Origin of the sequence: Hominimerdicola alba 8 (genome assembly GCF_000178155.2) — a bacterium.
Lineage (GTDB): Bacteria > Bacillota > Clostridia > Oscillospirales > Ruminococcaceae > Hominimerdicola > Hominimerdicola alba_C.
On record NZ_ADKM02000091.1, the window covers coordinates 177,613 to 191,105 of the forward strand.

The window sequence follows — 13,493 nt, forward strand, 5'->3', positions numbered from 1 at the left end:
GAAACAAACAACAGACTATAAGACAGAACAAGAACGTTAGTCGGCAGGGGATATCCCCTATTCAGAACAGGTGATGACAAAATGAACGAGTATAAAATAATCAAGGCGACCCGCGACAAGGGTTTCAGAACGGCAGCACAGGTCATGAAATATATGTCCGCAAGGGGCTGGACGGCAGTGAATGTCCGCCCGCAGGACGACAGTGTGCTGATAACATTTAAAAAAGATATATAATAGAAAGAACGGGACAACAAATGAAAACAAGAAGTATCATCAGAATGGTCACGGCGGCACTTGCGGCAGGCGCGGCAGTGCTCGGTATGCTGTCAACGGTGTGCGCGACAGGCGTTTCGGAAGAGCAAATACCCGAAGAAAAACCTGTCTATGCCGTGTGCAGAGGACTCCTGCCTACCCATGTCACAATAAGATGACACCCATAAATGTGATAAATATGTCACTGTGATGTATTTATCACATTTATTTTACCCTGATTTTGTGTAAGCCTACAAAAGTGATAAAAACATCACTTTTTCTGTTGACTTCTGCCTGTAGAAGTGATATAATTATCACATCAGGTGAGAAATATATCACCTGATGCGGAAAGACAATAAAACTATAGACAGAGCAAACGGAGGCAGAAAAAATGAAACAGGACAAGACGATCAAGGAACTTTATGAAAAGTATAAGAAGCCCGATATGACCCGCGCTGAGCGTCAGGAACTTATGGAAACCATATACAGAGAGCGCTACAAGCAGGATCCCCGCAAACCCATCACTCAGAAAGGGCAGGCTTTGCTGAATCTGGTATTCGGTGCTGTTATGACGGTGGAAAGCGTACTGGAGCTTACTTGTGCGCGTCTGCTGGGCAGTAATGGTCTGGGCATTCTGTCAATGGTATCTATGGCGGTGATACTGCTTATGATCTTTTTTGAACATAAGCGTAAAAAAGAACCTGCTGACGAGATGACAAAGACATTCATGCTGAAAGCGGCATCTTTAGCCGCAGTTTGTGAACTGACAGTCATGTTTGTTATGATGCTGGCAGTAATTATCGTGAACAACGCACGAGGTATCAATAATATAGTCGTGAACTGCGACCAGCTGTTCGATACAGCAAGCCTTCTGCTGGGCGTTTATATGACAGTCAGATACGGCGCATATCTCTGGCTTGACAGGGCTCCCGCCTGTGAGGAGGAATGAGCGATGAACAATAAAGCAGTTTCTCCCGAAGCGTTGACAGCGAGGTCTGACCATGCCTGAGTTAAAAACAAGATTAAAGGAATACCGCGCCGCTCAAAACATGAAACAGGGTGACCTTGCCGAATTGGTGGGTGTCAGGCGCGAAACTATCATACGACTGGAAAAAGGACAGTATAACCCGTCACTCAAACTGGCTATGGATATAGCAAAAGTTTTCGGGGCAACTGTTGAAGAAATATTCTCTTTTGAAGAAGATCAATAAGAAAGGAATAAACAATTATGGAGAACGATTTTTCACAGGGATATATCCAAACAGACGGACAGTACGCACCGCCGCCCGCACCGAGAGCATCGGGCGCAAAGACTGCGGCAGTGGTCATCGGTACGATAGTCGGCTATCTGGTCATCAGCGGCCTTTCGGGTGCTCTTATAACCGGATTGCTGAAATTCAAGCCGAGCAACGATTATCAGATACAGTTTTTAGGCTCGATACCCGTTTTCCTGTTCCTGTTCGTCATGCTTTATTTTGCACTCGGCAAGAAAAAGGCTGTCACAATGAAAGGCAACGGCTTTCTCAAAGGTCTGATCGCAGGCGGCTATCTGTTAGTTGCAGGTATAATAAACTTCCTGTCGGGCATGTTCACCCATGTCAATGATAAAGGTGTGTCCGAATACGGTATGCCTGAGGGTATGCACTTCGGCAGTTTGCAGGTGTGGTGCATCGCGGCGCTGATACTCAGCGCGGGCATCTGTGAAGAACTGATGTTCAGGGGCATAATACTTAATGCCTTGCGCGACTTCTTCGGCAGGGACACATTTAAAGGCACAGCTCTTGCGATATTCATTTCAGGCGCAATGTTCGGCTGTCTGCATTTTATCAACCTGCTGGCAGGTGTGTCTTTGCTCAATGTTATCATACAGGTCGTGTCGGTCATAGGCATGGGGTTCTTTTTCGGCGCAGTCTATTGCAGATGCGGCAATTTAAAGGTGACTATGTTCATACACGCTCTGGTAGATATTTGTATACTTATCCCTCAGAGTATGCAGACACACTCGGCAGATCTGGGGAAGTCGCTCAATGACAGCATAAACCCTATGGCACTTGTCAGCATCATCACCTACACAGCTATCACACTTTTCCTGCTGAGGAAAGAAGTCAGAGGTCAGCTTTTCACATATACCGTTGAATGATCTCACATCAGAATACAGATATCAGGCGCTCACAGAAGTTCTGTGGGCGCTTTTTTGCGGCAGACAGTCCATGCGATATGTTAAAGACCGTCATCGCCTCATACAGAAAATATTCACTTGATAACAGATATTGGTAAATCTGACTCGTAAGTTAGTTTTAACTAACGTTAACTCTGATCCAAACCGCCAAACTGCGGACTTTAAAACAGACTCGAAAAAGTTAGCTCAAATTAAAAATTTTTGTAAAAAGACTTGATTTGAGAAGTAAAATGTAGTATTATATTATAGAAGGCGGCAAGTTCGCCTAAAAACCGAAAGGAGTATTTATCAATGATCTATTCGCACGAAGTTGAAACAATGTGCCCTATCGCACAGGGCGTTGCTCACGGCGCTGCTCCTATCCCTGAGGAGGCTAAGTGGGTCAAGGCAAAGGAGATAAAGGATATTTCCGGCTTTACACACGGCATCGGCTGGTGTGCACCTCAGCAGGGTACCTGCAAGCTGACACTGAATGTCAAGGAGGGCGTTATACAGGAGGCTCTGGTAGAAACTATCGGCTGCTCAGGTATGACCCATTCTGCTGCTATGGCATCTGAGATACTGCCCGGCAGAACTATCCTCGAGGCTCTGAATACCGACCTCGTTTGTGACGCTATCAACACCGCTATGAGAGAGCTGTTCCTGCAGATCGTTTACGGTCGTTCGCAGTCCGCATTCTCTGAGGACGGTCTGGTAGTAGGCGCAGGTCTGGAAGATCTGGGCAAGGGTCTGCGTTCACAGGTAGGTACTATGTACGGTACACTGGCTAAGGGTCCCCGCTATCTGGAGATGACCGACGGCTATGTTACAGGTCTGGCACTGAATGAGGACAATGAGATCATCGGCTATAAGTTCGTTAACTTCGGCAAGATGATGGACTTCATCAAGGCTGGCGATGACGCTAACACAGCTTTCGAGAAGGCACAGGGTCAGTACGGCAGAGTTGCTGATGCCGTTAAGATCGTTGACCCCAGAAAGGAATAAGGAGGATCAGTAAAATGGCATTATTTGAGTCTTATGAGAGAAGAGAAAAGCAGATCCTTGCCGTTATAAAGGAATACGGCATCAATTCCATCGAGGAGTGCGCTGATGTCTGCAAGGCAAAGGGTCTGGATATATACAAGCTGGTCGAGGGCATTCAGCCTATCTGCTTCGAGAACGCTAAGTGGGCTTACACTGTAGGCTGCGCTATCGCTATCAAGAAGGGCTGCACCAGGGCTGCTGACGCTGCTGCTGCTATCGGTGAAGGTCTTCAGGCTTTCTGCATCCCCGGTTCTGTTGCAGATCAGAGAAAAGTTGGTCTGGGTCACGGCAATCTGGGCAAGATGCTGCTGGAAGAGGATACCGAGTGCTTCGCTTTCCTGGCAGGTCACGAGTCCTTCGCTGCTGCTGAGGGCGCTATCGGTATAGCTGAAAAGGCTAACAAGGTAAGAAAGAAACCTCTGAGAGTTATCCTGAACGGTCTGGGCAAGGACGCTGCACAGATCATCGCACGTATCAACGGCTTCACCTACGTTGAAACTGAGATGGATTACCACACAGGCGAGGTCAAGGAAGTATTCCGCAAGGCATACTCCGACGGTCTGAGAGCAAAGGTAAACTGCTACGGTGCAAACGATGTTACCGAAGGCGTTGCTATCATGTGGAAGGAGAACGTTGACGTTTCCATCACAGGTAACTCCACTAACCCCACTCGTTTCCAGCACCCTGTTGCAGGTACATACAAGAAGGAAAGAACTGACGCAGGCAAGAAGTACTTCTCTGTTGCTTCGGGCGGCGGCACAGGCAGAACTCTGCACCCCGATAACATGGCAGCAGGTCCCGCTTCCTACGGTATGACCGATACAATGGGTCGTATGCACTCTGATGCACAGTTTGCAGGTTCGTCCTCAGTTCCCGCTCACGTTGAGATGATGGGTCTGATAGGCATGGGCAACAACCCCATGGTTGGTGCTACTGTTGCTTGCGCAGTTGCTGTTGAAGAGGCTATGAAGGGCTAAAATACGTTGTTTTCTGAATTTCAGAAATTTAACAAAATTTGCCAAACAGCTCGAAAACACGATTTGTCACCCATTTGTCACCCTAAATTCTAAGTGGATGACAAGGCGGATGACAAAATCGGATGACAAGAATCATAAACCGCCGTTCAGGTTCGTCCTGAGCGGCGGCTTTTTTTCATTCGTTGAAGTAAAGTGTTTTTCCGTCAATGAGTGTGAATCCCTCAGCACCCTCGAACGCAAATCCTCCCGTGCAGACAAATCCCACGCCCGACACGGTGATGCCCTTGATGCTGTCAAGCTGTTCCTTTTCCTGACGGCATTCTTCAAGGGTCATGGGGCGGTCGAAGTATTTGCATTCGTAGAAATCATACTGCTTCCCACGCCGTATCACGCAGTCAAACTCGCCGTTTGTTTTCGTAGCAAGATCATCGTACCAATAGCTCCCGAAATCGTCAATATCGGGGTAGTTGCCGAGCATAGCGGCTCTGTGGAAGTATTGCAGAGCGATGCCCTCAAGTCGTCTGCTGACGAATTGCTCCAGAACAGCGTCAATATTTCGGTTGTAGAACTGTTCCTCACCGATACGGGCGATCGTTCCCGCCTTGCCGAAAATAAACGTGAAATAGAACCGCATCAGATTATCCACGATCTCATAGAACTGTTTTTTCTTGTCATTCCGGCGGTTGATCGGCTCGGTCTTCTGAATGGTCTCCATGTCGAGCAGAATTTTCAACTGCTTGTCGAGCAGACCTGTCTCGCTACTTATAATTTTGTCCCGTATCTCGCTGTAACGCTTCTTGCCGTTGCCGAGAATTTCCAATATCCTCGCATCGAATGTCTTCTGTATCTCTTTGAGCATAACATTCTCGATATGTGAACGCACCAGACCCGTTTCGGGCAGCAGCAGACGCTCGATGTTCTCACGGAGTGTCAAACCCGTGTCAAGATTCTCCAGAACATAGGGACTTCCGCCGAACACGGCATAGAAAGCGACTTTGTCCCGAACGGAAAACTCGGGATAGAATTTCGCTGCGTCAAGGTAATCGAAATCACGGATATGCTGTATCAGCGAGAACCGTCCGAACAGCGGATTGCCCTCCTCCAGCAGTTCCTTCATCACTGTGATATACGAACCGCAAAGCACCAGCTTGACATTTTCTGGCAGCCTGTCGATGACCGCCTGCATATAGGAATCCACTTCGTTTTTCTTTTTGGTCTGTTTCAGATAGGGGTATTCGTCAATGATGAGCAGTATCTTTTTGTCCAGTGTTTTCATGTAGTCCATCATCTCAAAGAGAGAGCCGAATCGGATATTCGGCAGTCCGAGCCCCTCCGAAACGCTCTGATAGATCAGCTCCATATTGCCCTCAAAGGTGCTTGTCACGCACATATGGTTGATGACGACACCCTCAAAGCTCTTTGCAGCTTCGCTCAGCAAAGTGGATTTTCCGACTCTGCGTTTGCCGTAGACCAGCACCGCCGTTTTGCGTTTCCATGAAGAAAGTTCGGCGTTTAACTGCTTGAGTTCTTTTTCTCTGCCGATAAACATAGCATCACTTCTTTTCTGAAAATATTTTCTCTGAATAATTTTTCAGTATAATGATATTATACCACAGTACTTTGTGCTTGTCAAGTTTCTGAATGGAAATTCAGTGAAAAGTTATTCAGAAAGCTATGCTGCTGATTTGATGACCTGGTATTGATAGTATGCCTCAGATGCATAATTCAATCCTTATTATCCTCATATTCCGTCAGAAATATAACATCATCTGGCTTAGGCGCACTGAAACGGACATATTCCTTGCCTCCGTCAATCGCACATTTCTTACAGCTGCACATTACATAATCATGTGTATACTTCGACTCTATTATATCTCCGCACAGCTTGCATTGAAGTCTGTTCCGCTTTATTTTCCTATGTTCCATATTATCATTCCTTTTTTATCCAATCATCAAACAAAGACCTGACAAGTACCGCATTATTAGGATCGGCACAGAAGCGGATAAACTGCTCCGCAACAAATTCAGGAGTCAAGCCCATAGGTGTGAGTATTTCTTTGAGCTGTTTCAAGAGATCATCGTCGATTTCAATACATATCTCAGCCATTTTCATCACTCATCTATCTCCCACGGTCTGCGGCAATCCTGATAATGCCAGCAATCTTCCGAGCATTTTTCCTCGATATACTTACGCATTTCAGCTCCTGTACCCGGTGCAATGGTATCCAGCAGCTTTTCAAAGCATTCACTGCACAGGAAATAATCAGCGACCTTTGCATCTATAGCTCTGATCTCTTGATGATGTTCGTTCTCAAAGGAATGTGGAATGTCGTAAAGACTGTATATCGTATCGCCCTCAGACAGCTTTTTCAGACAGTATCCGCACCGCATCTGATGCATTTGTATCATTGCTTCGTTTTCGTTCCCATCACACCAGTGAACACCTTTGCGGCAGGCATACAGCAGATCTCTTGCTGTATTGACACTTATCTCTCCTGAATCGAGCTTTTCAAGAATAACTTTTACTACGGAACTCAAACCTCTGCCAATATCGTGACAACTCATCTTTCATTACCTCCATTGTTATCATATGCGAGCTTATCGGTATATTCATTATAGCACAGTTCCATATCGAAATAAAGGCATTTTGCGACATGATTTTGCTTCTCCCAAAATCATGTGTGAAACCTCAAAGCGCCTGAAATGGCGCATCTTACAAAAATCGCATATTTTTTCACAAAGATTGCTTGCCTATAAGACAACCTTTGACTATGGGTTTATTGTAATTTGGTCAGTATGCCTTTATACTTGTCTTGATCTCACTCTCAATCAGTGTCCTGTTCTGTCTGATCGTCACTTTCATGGAATGAAGCATCTCATAAAGAACACGCTTCTCATACGGAGAGCAGTCGTTCATCATCTCCGATATCTCCTTTTCGTATGTTCCTGTGTCAGTGTTCTGATTGCCTTCCAAAAGGGAGTCGACTGTCGTGTCAAGCTCCCTTGCTATCCTGATTATCACCTCCAGACTGGGTGTTTTTCTTCCGCACTCGATGTAGCTGAGATAAGAGTCGCTGATATCGCATTTTTCCGCAAGCAGCATCTGCGGCATCTTTCTCGCTGTACGCACTTCTTTTATTCGTTTACCGATAAGTTTCGCATTTATTATCATTAATCGCAGCCTCCTGAATGCGATTTTTGCAAAATGTCCTTATCTATTATAAACTATCGGTTAAAACTTCGTCAATCGTTTATTCCATTTACAACAAATAATTTATATAATAGTTTAAGTGATAATCAATCGGTTAAGGAGAAGCTGCCGTGAGTGATACAAAAGAAAGGCTCATTCCTATCGGAGAGCGTATAAAACAGGCTCGCAAGGAGCTTGATATAAGTCAGACGGAACTTGCCGAGAGAGCCGATATCTCCGTTCCGTATCTGAGTAAGATCGAAATGGGAAAATCTGACTTCGGTGTCAGCGTACTGATACGCATATCCGAAGCACTACAGATCTCAACGGACAAACTGCTGAGACCGGATATACCTGAAACTACCATTATCGCTGCCGATGATCTTTCAAAGGTGCTTGACGGCTGTACTCCCGTGGAAAAAGCATCTATCATAGAGACCGCCAAGAATATGCGAAAAGCTTTTACAGAAGCTAAAAAGAATAAAATCTGAAAATATTTTATGAATCTTAAACCGGAAGTCAAGTCTTGACCTCCGGTTTATTCTATTTATACAGTATTTATGCTATGATAGACTTATCCTAAAACAGCAAAGAGGTATGGGGCATGATCGGCAGCGAAGAAAGATATACTACACCTGAAGAACGAAAAGCAAAAATAAGGGAGCGTTACAAGGGCATTGACCCGAATGAGCTTGATGTTATCCCTGCAATAAAGCCTGCGGATTTTTACAGTGATAAGAGCAATAAGCGTGTTGCCGTCTATGCAAGAGTATCGACCGATGATCCGAATCAGACCTCATCGTATGAGCTTCAGAAGAATCATTACACCGATGTTGTGTCACGGCATGAAGGCTGGGAGCTTAGTCAGATATACGCTGACGAGGGTATCAGCGGTACATCGCTACAGCACAGAGACTCATTTGTAAGAATGATACAGGACTGCAAGACAGGAAAAATCGACCTTATCATCACAAAGAGTGTATCCCGTTTTGCAAGAAACGTCCTTGACTGCATCGGCTATGTCAGGGAGCTTGCAAAATTACAGCCGCCGATAGGTGTTTTCTTTGAGACAGAGAACATATATACACTCAATCCCAACAGCGAAATGAGCCTGTCATTTATCTCTACGCTAGCTCAGGAAGAAAGCCATAACAAAAGCGAGATCATGAATTCCTCTATTGAGATGCGTTTCCGACGGGGAATCTTCCTGACACCGCCGCTGCTTGGGTACGATCAGGACGAGAACGGTGACCTTGTTATCAATCAGGAAGAAGCAAAGACGGTCAGGCTGATTTTTTTCATGTACCTATACGGGTATACTTGTGTTCAGATTGCTGAAACACTTACACGATTAGGGCGAAGAACGAAAAAAGGAAATACAAAATGGTCTCCTAGGGCGGTCCTGCAACAGCTTGAAAATGAACGTCACTGCGGTGATGTTCTTGCAAGAAAGACCTGGACACCGAGCTATCTGGACCATAAAGCCAAGAAAAACAAGCAAGACCGCAATCAGTATCTTATGAGAGATCACCATGAAGCTATCATATCAAGAGATGATTTTATAGCCGTTCAGCGCCTGATAAGCAATGCCAAGTACGGTTGCAGCAGGATACTGCCACAGCTCAGTGTTATACATGAGGGAGCATTAAAGGGATTTGTCATTATCAATCCGAAATGGGCAGCTTTTACAGCAGACGATTACAGGAATGCCAGTGCAAGCGTTTATGAGGACGGTCATGTTTTCTTGGATGAGCAGCAAATCAATGTCAATGCAGGAGATTTTGACCTCAGAGGTTTTCAGGTCGCAAGAGCAGAATTGTTCAATACACGGGAGAAAACCAGTATCTCATTCTCAACTTCTAATATCAAGTTCTCAGCCGGATGCCTGAAAAAGCTCCCTAAAGTGATATATGTTGAAATGCTGATACACCCCGAATTAAAACTGCTTGCAGTGCGTCCTGCGGCAAAGAACAACAAGAATGCGATCAAGTGGTGTGTCCTGAAAGAGACCGATCATCAGCCAAAATCCATAGGCGGTAAAGCGTTTTTGCCGAGAATATTTGAATTGCTCGATTGGGATACAAACTGTAAATACAGCGTCAGAGGTGAGCGCTTATCTAATGAATCTGGAACAGAGGCAGTTATTCTTTTCAAAATGACCGATACCGAAGTATTCTATCGGGATAAACCACCCGAAGGCGATGATGTTGTATCCCCCGTCAGTTCCAAGACTATTCGTGCATTTCCTTTGCACTGGACAGCGAGTTTCGGAGATGAATACTACCGTCAGGCACAGATCAAGGAATTGTTGAACTTTACAAATAATAAGACGTGGAATACCTCCTCTGAGGGCATACCATATATAACAGAGGAGCTTGATGTTACTTCGCCGTCCGTTCTTGAAGCGGAGATCGGCAGTATGATCGAAAATATTGAGAAAGCAGATGATAACCATGAATGAACCTGAATACAGAAACGCTGTCCAGCCCTCTATGATATTGGCAAATGCTGAGATGTCTGAAACCGAAGACATTGAGGTAGATGACAGTTTTTTTGATGATGAAATAGATGTTGTAAGAGCTGAATACGCATCTGACAGCAATGAGCCGACCATATCATTCAATAACTGTCAGCTATATGTCAATATGGTCTGCATTAAAAAGTTCCCTGAGACCGACTATGTGCAGTTCCTTATCAACAAAACAAAGAAACAGCTCGCACTGCTCCCGTGCCGGGGAGACGAACGGGACGCATTTCTTTGGCGGACTATAAATAGTAAAAGCGGAAAGAGACAGCCGAAATACATAACCGCTCAGATATTCAGCGCTATGTTGTTTGATTACATGGGCTGGGATATTCACTGCCGATACAGGCTCATAGGAAAAATCAAGATCTCAAGGGGAATAAAGCTCCTCGTGTTTGAATTAGGCTCATATAGAGTCTTTACAAAGGGATCAGCCGCAGGCAGTGATACCGAGCGCTCACAAGGCTATTTTCCTGATGATTGGAAAGGTCGGTTTGGTCTGCCATACAAAGAGCATGACCGAATCATGGAGATCACTACCTTCAAAAATTATGCTACCATAAGCATAACAGATAATAACAATACAGCACCCGAAGATACAACAGGAGAAAAGGTGACCGATTATGAAAACGAAATTACCAATCCTGAAAACTGATCCTGATTTTCAAAGTCTGATACCGCCGTTAAGCCGACAAGCGTATGAGGAACTTGAGTTGAACATCGTTTGTAACGGCTGCCGTGAGCCGATCAAGGTATGGGGAGATTATATCATAGACGGGCATAAGCGCTATAAAATATGCCACGAGTATGAAATTGAATTTAATACAGAAGAAATACTACTGAAATCAAGAGAGGACGCAATATCTTGGATATGTGCCGATCTCCTGCATAATCATGAGCTGCCTGAAAACTATCAGCATTATCTTATCGGAAGAAAGTACTTAGCTGAAAGAACTGTTGGTATCATGAATATCACAGGAACAAATCAATACACCCTTGACTCTTCAGGACGGAAACCACATTCAGGTGTAACTGCCACTAAAATCGGAATTGAGTTTCATATCTCGCATTCTACAGTAAGCAAATACTTGCAATACGCTAAAGCCATAGATCGTCTGAAAGCAGAGTTCCCCGATTTTGGCAGAAAAATATTATATGAAGAAATAAAAGTATCACAGGATAACATTATCCTACTTGCCAAAAAGCAGGAAGACGAAATAAAGCGGATAATTGCAAACTCAGCTGAGAATGGAAAAGTCACAACATCAGACATTGAGGGCAGAGCAGATCATATAGAAAAAGCGGTAATCCCTGTTGCAGCTAAAGCTACGGTAAAGGATATGCCCGCATTTGACCCTGATGCGTATGTATCAAGTCTGACGCTGACAATCCCGTCATGGATCAGTAGTATCAAACGCACCGCCGCCAATTCCGATATAAAAACGCTGTCAGCAAAGGCAAGGTGTGATCTTGTAAAAGTGCTGAATGACCTCATTTCAATCTCGACAACAATAAAGAACATATTGGAGGAAAATTAAATGGAAGATTACTCGAAATATGTACCGAATGTTATATTTGAACAGATACCGATCAAAAACCTTGTTTCCAGTCAGGATTATCAGCGTAATCTCTCTATGAAGCACGTCAAAAAAGCTGTTGAGAATTTTGACTTGTATCAAATCAATCCTGTAAAAGTCAGCCGCCGAAACGGCATCAATTACGTTTTTAATGGTCAGCATACCATAGAGATCGTTGCAACAGTATCCGGTTCCCGTGATACACCTGTCTGGTGTATGGTCTATGACGATCTGTATTATGAGCATGAAGCCGACATCTTCGCCAATCAGATGAAGTATACCAAAGCTCTCAGCCCTTATGAGATATTTGTCGCCAATATTGAAGCAGGAAACGATAAACAGCTTATCATCAGAGACCTGGTGGAGTCATTCGGCTTACATATTTCATCGACAAAGCAGGTCGGTGCTATCTGTGCAATATCGACCATTGAAAATATCTATGATAAATATGGACTGCAAAATCTCACAAGGGTGCTTAGTCTGACGATCGGTACATGGGAGGGCGATGTAAACTCTTTCTCGGCAAATATGCTCAGTGCTATGGCAAGGCTGATTTTTACCTATGATACGGAGCTTGTAGACGATGTTTTCAAGGAGAAGCTCGGAGAGCGATCTATAAGAGAGATCACTCGCAGCGCCCATGAAAGAAGCATCGGCTCTCTTGGATTTGCTGAGGCGATCCTGTTCTTTTACAACAGAAAAATGAAGTATCCTCTTGATATTGTGAAACTTCATAAAACCAAAGGTCGTAAGCCTGTTATGTATTCCGAGGAAGATGAAGCGGAAAATATGGAAGATTACATCAACGGAACGGATCATTCATCACAAGATGATGAAACAGATGAGCAGCAGAGCTTTTTGCTCCTGCACTAACCGATAATGCCCTGAATTATTAAATGAAACTGTGGTTTTGCACTGGGGAAAGTATCATGATTGCTGCGCATTTCACAAGAATAGTTACAGATTCTCCGCAGCGCTGGACTCCTGGTTTGCTGTGGTATATAATGTATCTACAATAAAACTTATGGAGGTAACAGCTATGTTGAAAACACCCGAATTGGCAATGCCGAGAACAAACGAAGTCACTACTGTATACAAAGGTAAGCGCGAGTTCTGGACGGACTATGAAGAAGCAAAGGCATATTTCCTGGAACTTATGATGTCCGCCGACGGCGAGGAGCATGAACGAGCTGAGTGCGTTTATATTCAGCTCCTGCACGGGCTGGACGATTGCAGTGACGAGGACTGAAAGGAGTAGTAGACTATGTTAAACAAGATCATGATGACAGGATGCATCACCACCGATTTATCCGTTGTAACTGTGGAGGATTGCAGCTACTGCAAATTCAGTATTGCTGTTGACCAGCCGAAACGAAATGGCATTGATACCGTTGAGACAGACACGTTTACCTGCCTTGCATTCGATGACAATGCTAAATCAATAAGTTTTCTCTACTCAAAAGGTGGACAGATAACCTTTGTAGGCTCACTCAGAAACGCTCCCGACAAGACAGCAGTTATTATTGTGGAAGAACTGCACTTCCAGAACAGGTTTGCAGTCAAGGTAGACGTTGATTCAGGTCAGCTTTTCTGATAAGCAATCGATCTATTTATATATGTGTGAAATAACAAGGCTCTCAGAGTGATTCTGGGAGCCTTATTACATTTATGAAGCTTTCTACAAGATCGTAGGGAGCTTTTTTCACCTATTCAGCGCACAAGTAGCGCAGTATCGGCGCGCAGTCGTCCTATAATACAGAAAAGCCGATTT

19 protein-coding genes are annotated in these 13,493 nt (G+C 44.5%); 14 read left to right on the plus strand and 5 right to left on the minus strand.

Translation table 11 applies throughout. The features are described 5' to 3' along the window. Window positions 1-81: 81 nt before the first annotated feature. The 7 genes from CUS_RS19835 to CUS_RS11065 all read left to right on the plus strand — a co-directional run bounded on the left by CUS_RS19835 (window position 82) and on the right by CUS_RS11065 (window position 4,431). A complete protein-coding gene (locus tag CUS_RS19835) occupies window positions 82-234 on the plus strand; it encodes a hypothetical protein (protein ID WP_002850621.1) in 153 nt (50 codons plus the stop codon). Window positions 235-254: 20 nt separating this feature from the next. Continuing rightward, the gene (locus CUS_RS19840; protein WP_002850701.1) at window positions 255-431 is read left to right on the plus strand and encodes a hypothetical protein; all 177 of its coding nucleotides are present in this window, start codon (window positions 255-257) and stop codon (window positions 429-431) included. 212 nt (window positions 432-643) lie between these two features. Next, complete coding sequence (locus tag CUS_RS11045) at window positions 644-1,201, plus strand: hypothetical protein (protein WP_002850512.1); 558 nt, start codon at window positions 644-646, stop codon at window positions 1,199-1,201. 52 nt (window positions 1,202-1,253) lie between these two features. Continuing rightward, a complete protein-coding gene (locus CUS_RS11050; protein ID WP_002850434.1) occupies window positions 1,254-1,463 on the plus strand; it encodes a helix-turn-helix transcriptional regulator in 210 nt (69 codons plus the stop codon). A 17-nt stretch (window positions 1,464-1,480) separates the two neighbouring features. After that, window positions 1,481-2,392, plus strand: coding sequence for a CPBP family intramembrane glutamic endopeptidase (locus CUS_RS11055; protein ID WP_002850430.1), 912 nt, complete (start codon window positions 1,481-1,483; stop codon window positions 2,390-2,392). A 330-nt stretch (window positions 2,393-2,722) separates the two neighbouring features. Next, entirely contained in the window at window positions 2,723-3,415 is a 693-nt protein-coding gene (locus CUS_RS11060) for an iron-sulfur cluster assembly scaffold protein (protein ID WP_002850718.1), read from the plus strand. Window positions 3,416-3,429: 14 nt separating this feature from the next. Then, window positions 3,430-4,431 (plus strand): GGGtGRT protein, encoded by a 1,002-nt coding sequence (locus tag CUS_RS11065; protein ID WP_002850583.1) that lies wholly within the window; start codon window positions 3,430-3,432, stop codon window positions 4,429-4,431. Window positions 4,432-4,606: 175 nt separating this feature from the next. Here the strand turns inward: CUS_RS11065 and CUS_RS11070 are convergent, their stop codons facing one another. From CUS_RS11070 to CUS_RS11090, 5 genes are all read right to left on the minus strand, one after another. Further along, entirely contained in the window at window positions 4,607-5,980 is a 1,374-nt protein-coding gene (locus CUS_RS11070; RefSeq protein ID WP_002850672.1) for an AAA family ATPase, read from the minus strand. Window positions 5,981-6,156: 176 nt separating this feature from the next. Next, window positions 6,157-6,357 carry a DUF7695 domain-containing protein gene (locus tag CUS_RS11075; RefSeq protein WP_002850473.1) on the minus strand — a complete coding sequence of 67 codons (201 nt, stop codon included), beginning with the start codon at window positions 6,355-6,357 and terminating at the stop codon, window positions 6,157-6,159. A 4-nt stretch (window positions 6,358-6,361) separates the two neighbouring features. After that, window positions 6,362-6,538, minus strand: a complete 177-nt coding sequence (locus CUS_RS11080) for a hypothetical protein (RefSeq protein WP_227945252.1) — start codon at window positions 6,536-6,538, stop codon at window positions 6,362-6,364. A 5-nt stretch (window positions 6,539-6,543) separates the two neighbouring features. Then, window positions 6,544-6,996: a hypothetical protein gene (locus tag CUS_RS11085; protein ID WP_002850448.1), complete on the minus strand. Its 453-nt coding sequence runs from the start codon at window positions 6,994-6,996 to the stop codon at window positions 6,544-6,546. A gap of 226 nt (window positions 6,997-7,222) precedes the next feature. Then, the gene (locus CUS_RS11090) at window positions 7,223-7,603 is read right to left on the minus strand and encodes a helix-turn-helix domain-containing protein (RefSeq protein WP_002850680.1); all 381 of its coding nucleotides are present in this window, start codon (window positions 7,601-7,603) and stop codon (window positions 7,223-7,225) included. Window positions 7,604-7,752: 149 nt separating this feature from the next. Here CUS_RS11090 and CUS_RS11095 point away from each other — a divergent pair, with 149 nt between their 5' ends. The 7 genes from CUS_RS11095 to CUS_RS11125 all read left to right on the plus strand — a co-directional run bounded on the left by CUS_RS11095 (window position 7,753) and on the right by CUS_RS11125 (window position 13,316). Continuing rightward, complete coding sequence (locus tag CUS_RS11095; RefSeq protein ID WP_002850453.1) at window positions 7,753-8,112, plus strand: helix-turn-helix domain-containing protein; 360 nt, start codon at window positions 7,753-7,755, stop codon at window positions 8,110-8,112. A 113-nt stretch (window positions 8,113-8,225) separates the two neighbouring features. Then, the gene (locus CUS_RS11100; RefSeq protein ID WP_002850693.1) at window positions 8,226-10,082 is read left to right on the plus strand and encodes a recombinase family protein; all 1,857 of its coding nucleotides are present in this window, start codon (window positions 8,226-8,228) and stop codon (window positions 10,080-10,082) included. Beyond that, window positions 10,075-10,800 (plus strand): hypothetical protein, encoded by a 726-nt coding sequence (locus CUS_RS11105; protein WP_002850475.1) that lies wholly within the window; start codon window positions 10,075-10,077, stop codon window positions 10,798-10,800. Before CUS_RS11100 ends, CUS_RS11105 begins: the two co-directional genes overlap by 8 nt. Next, window positions 10,769-11,683: a hypothetical protein gene (locus CUS_RS11110; RefSeq protein WP_227945251.1), complete on the plus strand. Its 915-nt coding sequence runs from the start codon at window positions 10,769-10,771 to the stop codon at window positions 11,681-11,683. Before CUS_RS11105 ends, CUS_RS11110 begins: the two co-directional genes overlap by 32 nt. Continuing rightward, window positions 11,684-12,595, plus strand: coding sequence for a DUF6551 family protein (locus CUS_RS11115; protein ID WP_002850442.1), 912 nt, complete (start codon window positions 11,684-11,686; stop codon window positions 12,593-12,595). A gap of 166 nt (window positions 12,596-12,761) precedes the next feature. Further along, the gene (locus CUS_RS11120) at window positions 12,762-12,971 is read left to right on the plus strand and encodes a hypothetical protein (RefSeq protein ID WP_002850647.1); all 210 of its coding nucleotides are present in this window, start codon (window positions 12,762-12,764) and stop codon (window positions 12,969-12,971) included. A 15-nt stretch (window positions 12,972-12,986) separates the two neighbouring features. Continuing rightward, a complete protein-coding gene (locus CUS_RS11125; RefSeq protein WP_002850467.1) occupies window positions 12,987-13,316 on the plus strand; it encodes a single-stranded DNA-binding protein in 330 nt (109 codons plus the stop codon). Window positions 13,317-13,493: the final 177 nt, after the last annotated feature.